Below are 13,368 nucleotides of genomic sequence, written 5' to 3' on the forward strand. Positions count from 1 at the left end.
TTAAGAGTGACTTATATAGCAAAGAAAACATTTAAGTAGAAACAAATGCTTTTTTTTTATATACTGAAATGAGTCGAAAGGCTGTTTTATTAATAGGAGGAGACTATGGAGTTAAAAATTGAAGGATTGAAAAAATCATTTAAAGAAAAAAACATCTTAAATGATGCCAGTTTTACGTTTGAGAAAGGTAAGATATACGGGTTATTGGGACGAAACGGGGCAGGTAAGACGACCTTGTTCAATTGTATATCAAAAGATTTAGGATACGAATCAGGTAGTATTACCCTAGAGCAAGTGGGAGCTACAGGAGACTACTTAGAAACAGATGTTGGTCTTGTTCATGCTACACCCAACGTGCCAGATTTTATGACCGGTTATGAATTTATCAAATTTTTTATTGAAACAAATGGGGATAGAATGAAACATCTTAGAACACCAGATGCTTATCTCAATAAAGTGGGCATTAAAGAAGAAGATTGTCATCGTTTGATGAAAGATTATTCTCATGGTATGAAAAATAAAGTTCAAATGATTGCGACAATGATGGTGCAACCCCCAATCTTATTGTTAGACGAGCCTTTAACCTCTTTTGATGTGGTGGCAGCGCATGAGATGAAAGAGTTAATCTTATCGATGAAGAACGAATCTATTGTTATTTTTTCGACACATATTCTACAGCTAGCTCAAGATTTGTGTGATGATATTGTTTTGTTGCACGAAGGAAAACTAGTCGGGCTTAAGAGTTTAGACATTCAAGGGGATGACTTTGAAGAACAGATTGTCGATTTGTTATCAGGTGTGACAAAAGGGGAAGAGTATGACAGTTGATTTTAAGAAAAGTAGCCGTTTGTTGTGGCAGTTTGAACAATTTAAAGGGAGCCTTTTTGTTAATGGTCTTATTTATTATTTAGGACGAATTCCCTTAATTGGTAAGTACATACCCACATCTATGCTGTATTCAGATTATAGTCTTAAAAAAATAATTGCCCAAATAAAAATAGGTATGGGCCAACTAATGAAATTAGTTAGTACCTTTATTGGCTTTTTTATTAGTTTTGGAATAACCAAAGTCATTAATATGTTATCAGAGCATCAACTAAGTGTCTTTTTTGTGTGGTTTCTTCTATTTCCAGTGCTTGGATCCATGATTGAGTCCTTGTTTTTATCCTTAGACCGAAAGGAAATTCAATTCACTGAAAGTTACCACGTCTCACGAAAAGAGTTTTTAATTAGTAAAACATTATTAACAGTCTTAAAAAAGAGTCTATTCTATCTTGTTCCTTTGCTTGTGTTTGGTTTTATTGAAGAAAATGTGATGTTATATGTTTTAGTTGGCTTCTTTGGTTATATGACGTTGTCTTTATTCTGGGCAGTGGTTAGTTTGAGGATAACAGCGTATAAAAAACATTTTCAATTAAAACTTGGCTTAAGTATCATGATGATTCTTATAAGTAGTGTTATCACATTTGCCTGTTATTATTTCGATTATTTACCTCACATTGAGGGAGCACTAGTTAGTTGGTTAACAGCATTACTATTTATTTTATTCAGTATCCCTTGTTTATATGCTTACGTCCATTTTAAAGATTTTGACAAAGTAACGATTAATATTGTTGAATCATCTATGATTAGTATTAGTAAGTCTTCCAAAGAAGAACAATCGAAAGTACGTTATTTTGGAGAAGGTCAAAAAATGCAAAGTAAGATGGCGATTGAGAGTGATGATTTCTCTCACTTGAAAGGGCAAGAGTATTTAAATGCCTTATTATTTAGTCGTTTTAAACGGACATTGCGTCGTCAATTATTAGTGAGGGTTCTGATTATAAGTGCCATTATGCTGGCTATGACGATTACGGCACGATTTGCTCCTGTGGTATCGTCCAAAGAGTTAGAATCGCTATTTTATGCCTTATTACCGTCTATGTTTTTTGTTATGTTTGTTTTTTCTTTCGGTAAAAAGGTCGTACAAGTTATTTTTATGAACTGCGATGCATCAATGTTAGCCTACCCATTCTATAGAGAAGCTCATGAGATTAGACAAGGCTTTACTTACCGCTTTTTTAAATTATTTTATTATAATGGCATGCTTGCGGTGACGTTCTTTGTTTGGTTATTAATTTTTAACAGTGTCAATGGCTGGGTACTAAATATAACGTTCTTGTTTATTTATGGCATTGTCTTACTAAGTTTAGTGTTATTCTTTTCATTTCATGAACTGTTTGTCTACTATATTTTACAACCTTTCACAAGTCAACTTGAGGTTGTAAATCCTGTTTATAAATTTGTTGATGGTTTATTTTATGGTATCTCGTATATTAGTCTTCAAATTAAAACAGCTGGATTTGGTATTGCGATGATTTTCACGGTGGCTGCGATTTTCTATGTTAGTGTAGGCTTCATTATTATTATGAAAGTCGCACCAAAAACATTTAAATTGAAAAGCTAATAAATCTCACTTGCCTTTATAGAGCAAACATGTTTTAATATGTGTAGTTATATAGTGATTGATGAGAAAGACATGAATCAATGCAAGCAATCTTACAGGGAAGAGAACCTCGACTGAAAGTTTTCTAGATGAAGCTCATTGTATTTACCACTTTCGAGAGTTTAGTTGAAACTAAGCCGGTACGTACCGTTAACACGTTTGAGAAAAAGCAATAACTGCTTTTAAAAGATTTAGGTGGAACCACGATTATTTCGTCCTAGTCCGTACAGATGTATGGACTAGGACTTTTTTTATTTTAAAGGAGGAAAAAAGATGTCAATGATTAATATTACATTCCCAGATGGGGCAGTGAAAGAATTTGAAGCAAAATCAACAACGTATGATATTGCTAAGAGCATTAGTAACAGTTTGGCTAAAAAAGCATTAGCAGGTAAATTAAATGGAGAACTGATTGACCTAGCTAGAGAAATTGAAGAAGACGGTTCTTTAGAAATCGTCACACCTGATCATGAAGATGCGTTACAAATTATTAGACATTCATCAGCACATTTAATGGCAAATGCATTACGCCGTTTATACCCAAACATTCATTTTGGTGTGGGACCAGCGATTGAGAATGGTTTCTACTACGATACTGATAATGGAGACAACCCAGTTACTGAAGAAGATTTAGTCAAAATAGAAGAAGAAATGATGAAAATCGTTAAAGAGAACAACCCAATTGTTCGTAAAGAAGTATCAAAAGAAGAAGCGTTAGAGTTATTTAAAGAAGACCCATATAAAGTAGAGTTAATTACAGACTTGCCAGCAGATGAAACGATTACTGTTTACGATCAAGGGGACTTTGTTGATTTATGTCGCGGAGTACATGTGCCGTCAACAGGACGTATTCAAGTCTTCAAATTATTATCCGTAGCAGGGGCTTATTGGAGAGGTAACTCAGACAATAAAATGATGCAACGTGTTTACGGAACAGCCTTTTTCGATAAAAAAGAATTAAAAGCGTACTTAAAAATGCGTGAAGAAGCGAAAGAACGTGACCACCGTAAATTAGGTAAAGAACTTGATTTATTCATGGTAAGTCCTGAAGTTGGTTCTGGATTACCTTTTTGGTTACCAAAAGGTGCCACTATTCGTCGTACTATCGAGCGTTATATCACAGATAAAGAGATTAGCTTAGGGTACCAACATGTATACACACCAATCATGGCAGATGTTAACCTATACAAAACAAGTGGTCATTGGGATCATTACCATGAAGACATGTTCCCACCAATGGATATGGGTGACGGAGAAATGCTAGTGTTACGCCCTATGAACTGCCCTCACCACATGATGGTTTACAAAAATGATATTCATAGCTACCGTGAATTACCGATTCGTATTGCCGAATTAGGTATGATGCATCGTTATGAAAAATCTGGTGCATTATCTGGGTTACAACGTGTACGTGAAATGACATTAAATGATGGTCATACGTTTGTTAGACCAGACCAAATCAAAGACGAATTCAAACGCACATTAGAATTAATGGTAGCCGTTTACCAAGATTTTAATATAACAGACTATCGCTTCCGCTTAAGCTACAGAGACCCAGAGAATACTGAAAAGTATTTTGATGACGATGAGATGTGGGAAAAAGCACAAACAATGTTAAAAGCTGCCATGGATGAAATGGAGTTAGACTACTTTGAAGCAGACGGAGAAGCAGCCTTCTATGGTCCTAAGCTAGACGTTCAAGTGAAAACAGCGATGGGAATTGAAGAAACATTGTCGACCATTCAATTGGATTTCCTATTGCCAGAGCGTTTTGATTTAACTTATGTTGGAGAAGATGGCGAGAATTCACATCGACCAGTGGTTATTCACCGTGGGATTGTGTCAACTATGGAGCGATTCGTTGCTTATTTAACAGAAGTTTATAAAGGGGCATTCCCAACTTGGTTAGCTCCCGTTCAAGGAACAATTATCCCTGTGAACTTAGACATGCATAGTGATTATGCATATGACATCAAAGAATTACTTAACAGCAAAGGCTTGCGTTTTGATGTTGATGCTCGTAATGAGAAAATGGGTTACAAGATTAGAGAATCACAAACACTTAAAATTCCTTACCAAATTGTTGTAGGAGATAAAGAAGTGGAAAGTAAAGAAGTAACGGTTCGTCGTTATGGTAGTAAAGAAATGAACACAATTAGCTTAGAAGAGTACGTAGCATTAGTTGTGGAAGAAGTCGCAACTTATAGCCAAAATTAAGCATTATCTCCGACTTTGGTCGGAGATTCTTTTTTTAGTCTATCTATCTAACTATTTTAATTGAAAAACAAGATAAAGCATGAGATACTTTGAGGTGGAAAAATAAAAAAAGATTAAATAACCTGTCCACCCAATGACAGAGGCAAACAAAAATAAGTATAATGAATCATAATGACGGATTGAGAGGGTTTTAAGATAAATGACAAGAAAAAATCAAAATTGGCGACCATTTGGAAAGAAAAATAGAGGTACAGGTACCAATCAATCTCATGTCCCTTTTCGACTGGATGTTCTTTTTTTTATTGTCTTTCTTTTATTCACTGCTTTGATTGTGAGGTTATCTGATTTACAAATCAAGCAGCAAGATAAATTCAATAAGATAGTAGAAACAGGTCAAAAAAATATCGTAGAAGAAAATGCTCCGCGAGGCAATATTTATGATTCAAAAGGCAAAATACTCGTAGGTAATAAGGCAAACCAAGCCATTATCTTTACTAGAAGTGCAGGAATGACAGCGGATGATATTAGAAAGACAAGTGAAGAAATTGTTAAACTCGTTACGATTGAAGCAGATACACTAACAGAACGAGATAAGAAAGATTTTTGGTTATCTGATCCGGAACACTTAAAAGAAGCACAAGAGCGTTTGACAGTGAAAGACAAAGCCAATAATAAAGGGGAGCAAGCCTCTGAAGCTTCTATTTACTTAAAAGTTGTAGAGAAAGTGACAGAAGATGAAATTAATCTGTCTGAGGAAGAGTTGAAAATTGCTTCCGTTTTTAAAAAAATCAATGGTGCTTATGCGCTACAACCTGTGACAATCAAAAATAAAGGTGTTACGCCAGAAGAAATTGCCGTTGTTGGAGAAAACACAGCTAACATTGCAGGTCTTTCAACAGGAACAGATTGGGAACGAGAATACCCTGAAAAAGATCAAATCCGAACTATTTTAGGGACAGTATCTTCTGAAAAACAAGGATTACCAGAAGACAAGGTCGAAGAATACTTGGCAAAAGGTTATAAATTAAATGACCGAGTGGGACTAAGTTACCTTGAAGCGGCTTATGAAAAAGAACTACAAGGTAAAAAAGGGCAATACGAAGTTGTCACAGATAAAAATCAGCAAATCACGTCGAGCAAAGAAGTGAAGCCAAGCGAAAAAGGCGATAATGTTATGCTTACGATTGATTTAGATTTTCAAGATAAAGTTGTAGAAATTCTGAGAGATAATTACCAAGGGCAAATTAATAACGGAAACGCTGATCTTTCGGAAGGTGCGTATATCGTTGTTACAGAACCTAAGACTGGTGATGTTTTAGCGATGGCTGGACTACAACACGACTTGAAAACAGGGGAACTAACAGATGATGCATTGGGAACGATTAATAAGGCCTTTGTTCCAGGGTCATCGATTAAACCAGCCACAATCATGTCAGGTTATGAGAATGGCATTATTAGTGGTAATCAAACCATGGTAGATGAACCTTTAAGCTTTAATGGCGGACAAGTGAAATCATCCTTATTTAACCCTTATGGTGCAGTGTCACTTACAACAGCTCAAGCGTTAGAAGTATCTTCCAACGTTTATATGATGAAAATTGCCTTAGGTATGATGGGAACTCAGTATAGCCCAGGCATGATTTTACCAATTGAGCCAGATGTCTTCAATACTTTAAGAACAACGTATGAAAAATTTGGACTGGGTACTAGCACAGGGATTGACTTACCTGGAGAGTCAACAGGTATTATTAACAAAAAATTTGAGGATGACAATGGTAATTTAATCCCTGGTCTTATGGGGAATTTACTTGACTTATCTTTTGGTAACTATGATACGTATACACCTATGCAGTTAGCGCAGTTTGTCTCAACCATTGCTAATAATGGGACTAGAGTAGCGCCTCATGTGGTAAAAGGAGTATACGGTAACAATGATTCTGGAGAACTTGGAAAATTAAAACGAGGAATTGAGCCAAAGATATTAAATAAAATTGAAGGCCGAGACAGCGAATTTGAAATTATTCAACAAGGAATGTCTCAGGTTGTTTATGGACCGATGGGAACAGGTCATGCTTTGCAAGGAGCTAAATATGATATTTTAGCCAAAACAGGGACGGCAGAAACGTTTGCAGTAGATCCCAAAACGAATCAAGTAGTACCTTTGATTAATAGTACAATAGTAGGCTACGCGCCAGGAGCTGATCCACAAGTGGCAGTGAGTGTGGTTGTTCCACAATTAAGAAATGATAGCTCCGGTATTAACACGACATTATTAAGAGAAGTAATCAATGCGTACTATGATTCAGTGAACGGTACGGAGTAAACAGAAGTGTAAAGTAGAACTACTTAACAAAATTACCAAAAAGGGTAGAAATTTACTTTAAAAGATGATATGATACTTAAGTGTCAAGCGAAGATTGACGTTAAATTTTTTAGGAGGTAAGAAAATGCGCGTAAATATTACTTTAGAATGTACAGAATGTAAAGAAAGAAACTATCTTTCAAACAAAAACAAACGTAATAACCCTGACCGTTTAGAGGTTAAAAAATATTGTCCACGTGACCGTAAAGTTACTTTACACCGTGAAACTAAATAATCATTGTTAATGATAAGCTAGAAGCCTTATGTGTTAAGGTTTCTAGCTCTTTTTTTATTTTCTAAAGCAAGATTGACTACGCTTTTGACTATGTTCTGTTTAAAAATGGCTTTCAGATGTGCATTTTTGGAAGCGGCAACAAAGCTGGGTTGCTTTTATATCCTTATAATAACCCTGTCTGTTATAATGAGGTGATAGAATAAAAGGAGGTTTTTTTGTGAATGACATACTTGATTTTAAAGAAGAGGTAGAAAAACGGCACGGTCATTTTATAAGGGTCCCGTTACAAGTCAAAATAGAGGATAAAAAAATAATAACAGAAGTACCTACAACGTTTTTAAGTGATTACAGTGGAATGTCTCTCAGTTTTATGTGGGAGAATGCAGGGTTAAACAATTACGTAGAATTAGGACTTTTAGATCAATATTTTGCTACTTGGGATAATATGACGTTTAGTGAAGAAAGTAAAAGTATTAAAATAAGGGATAAAAAAGGTTTGGATATAGTAGTGTCTATTTAGCAATTGGTTAAACAATCAGAGCGTAAAGCCGACATTTTTTACATAAAGTCATAATAAAGCGATGTTATCCAAATAATTGGACAAAAGTGATAAAATCGATTAAAATGAAGTGTAAGAGTTTTAAATTACGTTTGTTTTTTTGAAGAGGGGGTTCTTATTATGAAAGAACAATTAGTGATAGGTCAGACTTATTCTGCTAAGGTAATTGGTAGAAAAGGAGTCGAAGAAGTATCTATTTTAGCTTTATTCAATAACACTGCTGTAGTATCAATTAAAGGGACAAAAGAAAACGGTGTTGTCAGATTAGAAGATTTTATTTTTGAAGAGACACGCTAAAGAGTGTGTCTTTTTTTATTATTTAAAATACAAAAATAAAGATATGTCGTTTTAAAAGACATAAAAAATATGTATAAATCCTTTTTTAGTATATAATGTTCTTTAAGGGGAAAACTTATTTTAAGACATCTATCTGGTACTCGAGTTTGGGACGAACTTCGGGTACCTTTTTTGATTTGTTTTTTGCTAAGGGACGGTTATAATGAAACTAATGTCATAAAAATAGGATGGTGACACATGTTAAAAAAAGAAGTACGTCAAGAAGTGTTACAACAATTAACAAAGTTGTCGGCACAACCAGAATTAAAAGAAAAGGCCCAAGAAAAATTAAGGGAGCGTTTATTTAAATCAGAAGAATGGCAACGAGCTAGTGTGATTGGTATAACACTCTCTATGAACAAAGAATTAGACACAGCACCTATCATACAAAGGGCATTGTTAGAAAATAAACGGGTAGGTATTCCTGTAACCTTTGAAAAAGGACGAATGATTTTTTGTGAGTATCAACTAGGAGACCCTTTAGAGGAAACCTCTTTTGGTGTGTTAGAACCAGTGAAACAATTAGACATTCCTAAAAAGGAGATAGATTTATTATTAGTTCCAGGCGTGGCCTTTTCTACTGAAGGCTACAGAGTCGGTTTTGGAGGAGGTTTTTACGACAGGTACTTAGTGGATTTTGAGGGGACAACGTGTAGTCTTGTTTTTACTGTTCAGTTAAGAGATGATTGGGAGCCAAATCAATACGATCTACCTGTCAATAAACTTATTATTGAGAGAGAAGAGGAGATTGATCATGATTTATCAACCACCCACTAAGTTAGAAAAAATCAACCGATTGCCATTTTTTACCTATGGGTTTTTAGGCATTCAAATCATAGTGTATGTCCTGATGGAACTAAAGGGAGTGAGACTTGGTATTATTAATGGGTCTGAAAACAGTGCCATCTTGTATTTATTTGGTGCCATGAGCCCAGCAGCTATTGCACAAGAACATGACTATTGGCGATTAGTAACGCCTATATTCATTCATATTGGCTTTATGCATTTAGCATTAAACTCTTTTTCTCTCTATTTTGTCGGTCGATTATTGGAACCAATTATTGGTCATACACGTTTTTTTGTCTTGTATATGTTAGGTGGTATTTTAGGAAATCTCTTTAGTTTTGCTTTGGGTAATCCTTATGGGTTATCAGCTGGAGCAAGTACATCCTTATTTGGTATTTTTGCAGCCTTTGTGGTATTGGGTAAAATTTTTCCTTACCAACCTCTAATCAGACAAATGTCTCGTAATATGGGGCTTCTTATTATGTTGAATTTAGTAATGAATCTTTTTGATTCAGGCGTGGATATTTTGGGCCATTTTGGTGGTGCTGTGGGTGGAGTATTGCTTATGTTAGTACTAGGTGTACCCAAAGCTCGTAACCGAGGAGAAGTAGATATCAATGGCCACAAAAGAATTGTGTCAGGGATAATGTTTGTCTTTTTATGTGTGGTTTGCTATTACTATGGTATGACCGTCAAATTTTGATAAATAAAGACAAATACGTAATGAAAATGCTAAAATTTGATAGTATAATATAGGGGTGTTGAGATGAGAAGCATGTATGATGTTCAACAATTATTAAAAAGATATGGCATTTTTGTGTATGTCGGCAATCGTTCATGGGATATTGAAGTGATGATGAGTGAGCTCCGGGATTTACGATTGGCCAAAGTAATTGAAGAACGAGAATTTATTAGTGCTATGATGATTTTAAAACGAGAATACCGAATAGAGACGCAGGAGGGTTAACATGTCAAAAAAATTAATTGGGATTGATTTAGGTGGCACGACAGCAAAATTTGCTATTTTAACTGAAGCTGGTGACATTCAACAAAAGTGGAGCATTAAGACCAATATTATGGATGAAGGGATGCACATTGTTCCAGAAATTATTGCTTCTATAAAGCATCATCTTGATCTATACGGGATGACCAGTGCTGATTTTTTAGGAATCGGTATGGGAACACCAGGTACGGTTAATCGTGAAGAAGGAACGGTGATTGGTGCTTATAACCTTAATTGGAAGACATTACAAGCGATTAAAGAACCTATTGAAATGGCATTAAATATTCCTTTTGCGTTAGACAATGATGCTAACGTAGCGGCTCTTGGAGAGCGTTGGAAGGGTGCTGGTAATAATTCTCCTGATGTTAGTTTCATGACTCTTGGAACAGGTGTCGGTGGTGGTCTTATTGCGGAAGGTAACCTCATCCACGGAGTGGCAGGAGCTGCTGGTGAAGTAGGTCATATTACGGTTGAACCTAATGGGTTTGATTGTACATGTGGTAAAAAAGGGTGTTTAGAAACGGTAGCCAGTGCTACTGGCGTTGTACGTTTAGCTTGGACGCTAGCAGAGGAATTTGCTGGGGAATCGGTATTAAAACAAATGATTGATAATGGAGATGATGTCTCCAGTAAAGATGTTTTTGATTTAGCTAAAAAAGATGACCGGTTTGCGTTAATTGTTGTAGACAAAGTCTGCTTCTATCTTGGTCTAGCTTGTGGTAATATAGGTAATATGTTGAATCCAAGTGATATTGTCATTGGTGGGGGAGTCTCTGCTGCAGGGGACTTTTTGTTAGAACGTGTCCAAGAATATTTTGAGCAGTTTACTTTTCCACAAGTACATAATAGTACGAAAATTAAGTTAGCTCAACTAGGAAACGAAGCTGGTGTTATCGGCGCTGCATCTTTGGCGTTGCAATTTAAGGACAACAAATAATAATATAGTGAGGTATTAGAGGCAATGGGATTTGTTAAATTTTTATGGGGCGTTATTATTTTATTTTTACTAGGATATGGTTTTTACCGTTTGTTTTTCTGGTTCAAGAGAAAGCGTTCTGGAGCACAGTTGTTAGATCAAGCTGATTTCCAAAAAAACAGTCGAAAAGCACAGATTATTGATGTGCGTGAGCGTGAAGAGTTTAATAAAGGACATATTTTAGGCGCTCGCAGTGTCCCTTATACTGTGTCAAGAGCACATAAAGAATACCTGACAGCTATTAGAAAAGACATGCCGATTTATTTATATGATAACAATGAATCTATTGTTCTTTATATGGCAACATTATTGAAAAAAGAAGGTTACACTGATATTTTTGTTTTACGTGGCGGTTACAGTGAATGGACAGGAAAAACAAAATAGATAATAAAAAAGACGCCATAAAAGGCGTCTTTTTTTATTATCTAGCGCGACTTTTACGCATCGCTTTTTTACGATTATCATCGATTTGTAATTCTTTTTCTTCAACTGGTTCGATAACGATTTTTTTAACACCAAAAGCAACGCTAGCTAAAGCAGCTAATGTCACAGTGGTACCTGCTAAAAATCCTGATGTGAATTTCTTCATTGATTATCACTTCCTCCGTTTAATATACATTACCATTATGACTTAAATGGACAAAAAAATCTAGTGATAACATATAGGATTGGTGTTATTTTAAAAAAATAGTGTTAAACTAATACATGATTGGAGATGATGAGATGACAAAAATATTTGCTCATAGGGGTAGTAAGGGAACTCATCCAGAGAACACGTTAAACGCTTTTAAAGAAGCATGTCGTGTGAAGGCTGATGGTATTGAATTAGACATACAATTAACCAAGGATCATCATTTAGTGGTGATACATGATGAAACAGTAGATAGAACGACAAATGGTCAGGGTTTTGTTAAGGACTTAACGCTGGTAGAAATTAAGAAATTAGACGCAGGAAGTTGGTACGATGAGAAGTATCAAGGGGTAAAGGTACCAACCTTTAAAGAGGTATTAGCACTATTAAAACAAGAAGCATTTAACGGAATATTAAACATTGAAGTCAAAACAGATCGTTTTAGATACAAAGGAATAGAGAAGTTGATGGTGAAAGAATTAGAAGCGATTTCTTTTCCAGGGACGTACATGTACTCTTCTTTTAATACTAAAACATTGAAAAGATTACAAAGCATTGATCCTGAGACGAAAAAGGCTGCGATATTGGACCGGTCACCTAAGACGTTACGCTTTAGTCAAGAAACGTCTTATATTGAGGGCTTTCACCCTTCATTATTTTGGATTAAGAAAAACAAAGAAAAATTAATGGAATATCAAGGAAATATGAGACCTTGGACGATTAATGAGGATGAGGACATTTCATTGTGTCTGTCGTTAGGATTAGAAGGCATCCATACTGATTTTCCAGAGAGAGCGATACGAATAAGGGAGGACTATCAAAAGTGAAACAACCGTTAGTAGTTATTGTAGGACCAACAGCTGTCGGCAAGACAGCACTAAGTATTGACGTGGCGAAAACCTTTAATGGCGAAATTATTAGTGGGGATTCTTTACAGGTTTATAAAAACCTCAACATTGGAACAGCTAAAGTAACACCTCAAGAGATGGAAGGAATCCCACATTATCTAATAGACGTGGCTGAACCAGAAGATACTTACTCTGCTTTTTCGTTTAAAGAACAGGCACAAAGATGCATCGAAGACATAGCCTCTAGAGGAAAACTACCGATTATTGTAGGTGGGACTGGCATGTACATACAGTCTCTTTTGTTTGATTTTGATTTAGGGAGTCAAAATAAAGAAGATCAAAAAGAAAAAGAAGCACTAAGACGAGAATTAACTGATTTAGTGTCAACACAAGGTGGGGACGCTTTGTGGGATGAATTAATGCGCATTGACAGTAAAGCCGCTTTGACTATTCATAAAAACAATGAAAAGCGAGTGATGAGAGCTATAGAAGTGAAGCGTTTAACAGGCAAAAGTATCACGGATCAACAAGGCGTTGACTTACATGATTTGAATCAAAGTTCTTATGATGTTAAATTAATCGGCTTAATGACTGATAGAGAGGTCTTGTATGATCGGATTAATCACCGCGTGGATCAAATGATGACTGAGGGGTTGTTAGAGGAAGCGAAATATGTCTATGAATTGGGCCTTGTACAAGCAAGCCAAGGAATCGGATACAAAGAGTTCTTTCCTCATTTTTCTCACGAGAGTTCATTAGAGCCTTGTATAGAGCAAGTGAAACAACATTCTCGCCAATATGCGAAACGCCAGTTAACATGGTTTAGAAACCGAATGACAGTGGAATGGTGGGATCTTGTAAGTGATCCAACAATGACGATTGAGTTAATTGAAAACATCCGTAAGTGGATAGAAAAAGAAGGTGGATAAG

The 13,368-nt window shown here is 35.7% G+C and carries 15 protein-coding genes; 14 read left to right on the forward strand and 1 reads right to left on the reverse strand.

What is annotated here, in order from left to right; all coding sequences use genetic code 11:
• The first annotated feature begins 105 nt into the window (after nucleotides 1–105).
• The 12 genes from ACVWM0_RS04025 to ACVWM0_RS04080 all read left to right on the forward strand — a co-directional run bounded on the left by ACVWM0_RS04025 (nucleotide 106) and on the right by ACVWM0_RS04080 (nucleotide 11,343).
• The gene (locus ACVWM0_RS04025) at nucleotides 106–828 is read left to right on the forward strand and encodes an ABC transporter ATP-binding protein (RefSeq protein ID WP_476473344.1); all 723 of its coding nucleotides are present in this window, start codon (nucleotides 106–108) and stop codon (nucleotides 826–828) included.
• On the forward strand, nucleotides 818–2,446 hold the full coding sequence (locus tag ACVWM0_RS04030; RefSeq protein ID WP_476473345.1) for a hypothetical protein: 1,629 nt from the start codon (nucleotides 818–820) through the stop codon (nucleotides 2,444–2,446). The genes ACVWM0_RS04025 and ACVWM0_RS04030 overlap by 11 nt, the downstream gene beginning before the upstream one ends.
• Nucleotides 2,447–2,764: 318 nt before the next feature.
• Nucleotides 2,765–4,702: a threonine--tRNA ligase gene (gene thrS, locus ACVWM0_RS04035; protein ID WP_476473655.1), complete on the forward strand. Its 1,938-nt coding sequence runs from the start codon at nucleotides 2,765–2,767 to the stop codon at nucleotides 4,700–4,702.
• 199 nt (nucleotides 4,703–4,901) lie between these two features.
• A complete protein-coding gene (locus ACVWM0_RS04040) occupies nucleotides 4,902–7,025 on the forward strand; it encodes a penicillin-binding transpeptidase domain-containing protein (RefSeq protein ID WP_476473346.1) in 2,124 nt (707 codons plus the stop codon).
• 124 nt (nucleotides 7,026–7,149) lie between these two features.
• Entirely contained in the window at nucleotides 7,150–7,299 is a 150-nt protein-coding gene (gene rpmG, locus ACVWM0_RS04045) for a 50S ribosomal protein L33 (protein WP_476473347.1), read from the forward strand.
• Between the two features lie 217 nt (nucleotides 7,300–7,516).
• On the forward strand, nucleotides 7,517–7,819 hold the full coding sequence (locus tag ACVWM0_RS04050) for a hypothetical protein (RefSeq protein WP_476473348.1): 303 nt from the start codon (nucleotides 7,517–7,519) through the stop codon (nucleotides 7,817–7,819).
• Nucleotides 7,820–7,978: 159 nt separating this feature from the next.
• On the forward strand, nucleotides 7,979–8,155 hold the full coding sequence (locus tag ACVWM0_RS04055) for a hypothetical protein (protein ID WP_476473349.1): 177 nt from the start codon (nucleotides 7,979–7,981) through the stop codon (nucleotides 8,153–8,155).
• Between the two features lie 237 nt (nucleotides 8,156–8,392).
• Nucleotides 8,393–8,971 carry a 5-formyltetrahydrofolate cyclo-ligase gene (locus ACVWM0_RS04060; protein ID WP_476473350.1) on the forward strand — a complete coding sequence of 193 codons (579 nt, stop codon included), beginning with the start codon at nucleotides 8,393–8,395 and terminating at the stop codon, nucleotides 8,969–8,971.
• Entirely contained in the window at nucleotides 8,949–9,683 is a 735-nt protein-coding gene (locus ACVWM0_RS04065; RefSeq protein ID WP_476473351.1) for a rhomboid family intramembrane serine protease, read from the forward strand. The genes ACVWM0_RS04060 and ACVWM0_RS04065 overlap by 23 nt, the downstream gene beginning before the upstream one ends.
• Nucleotides 9,684–9,746: 63 nt before the next feature.
• Nucleotides 9,747–9,947 (forward strand): YqgQ family protein, encoded by a 201-nt coding sequence (locus ACVWM0_RS04070; RefSeq protein ID WP_476473352.1) that lies wholly within the window; start codon nucleotides 9,747–9,749, stop codon nucleotides 9,945–9,947.
• 1 nt (nucleotide 9,948) lies between these two features.
• A complete protein-coding gene (locus tag ACVWM0_RS04075; RefSeq protein WP_476473353.1) occupies nucleotides 9,949–10,920 on the forward strand; it encodes an ROK family glucokinase in 972 nt (323 codons plus the stop codon).
• A 24-nt stretch (nucleotides 10,921–10,944) separates the two neighbouring features.
• Entirely contained in the window at nucleotides 10,945–11,343 is a 399-nt protein-coding gene (locus tag ACVWM0_RS04080) for a rhodanese-like domain-containing protein (protein ID WP_476473354.1), read from the forward strand.
• 37 nt (nucleotides 11,344–11,380) lie between these two features.
• Here ACVWM0_RS04080 and ACVWM0_RS04085 read toward each other — a convergent pair whose 3' ends face one another.
• The gene (locus tag ACVWM0_RS04085; RefSeq protein ID WP_476473355.1) at nucleotides 11,381–11,548 is read right to left on the reverse strand and encodes a DUF3042 family protein; all 168 of its coding nucleotides are present in this window, start codon (nucleotides 11,546–11,548) and stop codon (nucleotides 11,381–11,383) included.
• Nucleotides 11,549–11,682: 134 nt separating this feature from the next.
• Between ACVWM0_RS04085 and ACVWM0_RS04090 the strand changes: the two genes are divergently transcribed.
• On the forward strand, nucleotides 11,683–12,417 hold the full coding sequence (locus ACVWM0_RS04090; RefSeq protein WP_476473356.1) for a glycerophosphodiester phosphodiesterase: 735 nt from the start codon (nucleotides 11,683–11,685) through the stop codon (nucleotides 12,415–12,417).
• The gene (miaA, locus tag ACVWM0_RS04095; RefSeq protein WP_476473357.1) at nucleotides 12,414–13,367 is read left to right on the forward strand and encodes a tRNA (adenosine(37)-N6)-dimethylallyltransferase MiaA; all 954 of its coding nucleotides are present in this window, start codon (nucleotides 12,414–12,416) and stop codon (nucleotides 13,365–13,367) included. The genes ACVWM0_RS04090 and miaA overlap by 4 nt, the downstream gene beginning before the upstream one ends.
• Nucleotide 13,368 lies beyond the last annotated feature (1 nt).

It is taken from the genome of Vagococcus sp. 211 (genome assembly GCF_056322705.1).

Excerpts from the sequence above, each read along its gene's own strand:
- ACVWM0_RS04025 (WP_476473344.1), top strand. The coding sequence starts at position 106 with ATGGAGTTAAAAATTGAAGGATTGAAAAAATCATTTAAAGAAAAAAAC.
- ACVWM0_RS04030 (WP_476473345.1), top strand. The coding sequence starts at position 818 with ATGACAGTTGATTTTAAGAAAAGTAGCCGTTTGTTGTGGCAGTTTGAA.
- thrS (WP_476473655.1), top strand. The coding sequence starts at position 2,765 with ATGATTAATATTACATTCCCAGATGGGGCAGTGAAAGAATTTGAAGCA.
- ACVWM0_RS04040 (WP_476473346.1), top strand. The coding sequence starts at position 4,902 with ATGACAAGAAAAAATCAAAATTGGCGACCATTTGGAAAGAAAAATAGA.
- rpmG (WP_476473347.1), top strand. The coding sequence starts at position 7,150 with ATGCGCGTAAATATTACTTTAGAATGTACAGAATGTAAAGAAAGAAAC.
- ACVWM0_RS04055 (WP_476473349.1), top strand. The coding sequence starts at position 7,979 with ATGAAAGAACAATTAGTGATAGGTCAGACTTATTCTGCTAAGGTAATT.
- ACVWM0_RS04060 (WP_476473350.1), top strand. The coding sequence starts at position 8,393 with ATGTTAAAAAAAGAAGTACGTCAAGAAGTGTTACAACAATTAACAAAG.
- ACVWM0_RS04065 (WP_476473351.1), top strand. The coding sequence starts at position 8,949 with ATGATTTATCAACCACCCACTAAGTTAGAAAAAATCAACCGATTGCCA.
- ACVWM0_RS04070 (WP_476473352.1), top strand. The coding sequence starts at position 9,747 with ATGAGAAGCATGTATGATGTTCAACAATTATTAAAAAGATATGGCATT.
- ACVWM0_RS04075 (WP_476473353.1), top strand. The coding sequence starts at position 9,949 with ATGTCAAAAAAATTAATTGGGATTGATTTAGGTGGCACGACAGCAAAA.
- ACVWM0_RS04080 (WP_476473354.1), top strand. The coding sequence starts at position 10,945 with ATGGGATTTGTTAAATTTTTATGGGGCGTTATTATTTTATTTTTACTA.
- ACVWM0_RS04085 (WP_476473355.1), bottom strand. The coding sequence starts at position 11,548 with ATGAAGAAATTCACATCAGGATTTTTAGCAGGTACCACTGTGACATTA.
- ACVWM0_RS04090 (WP_476473356.1), top strand. The coding sequence starts at position 11,683 with ATGACAAAAATATTTGCTCATAGGGGTAGTAAGGGAACTCATCCAGAG.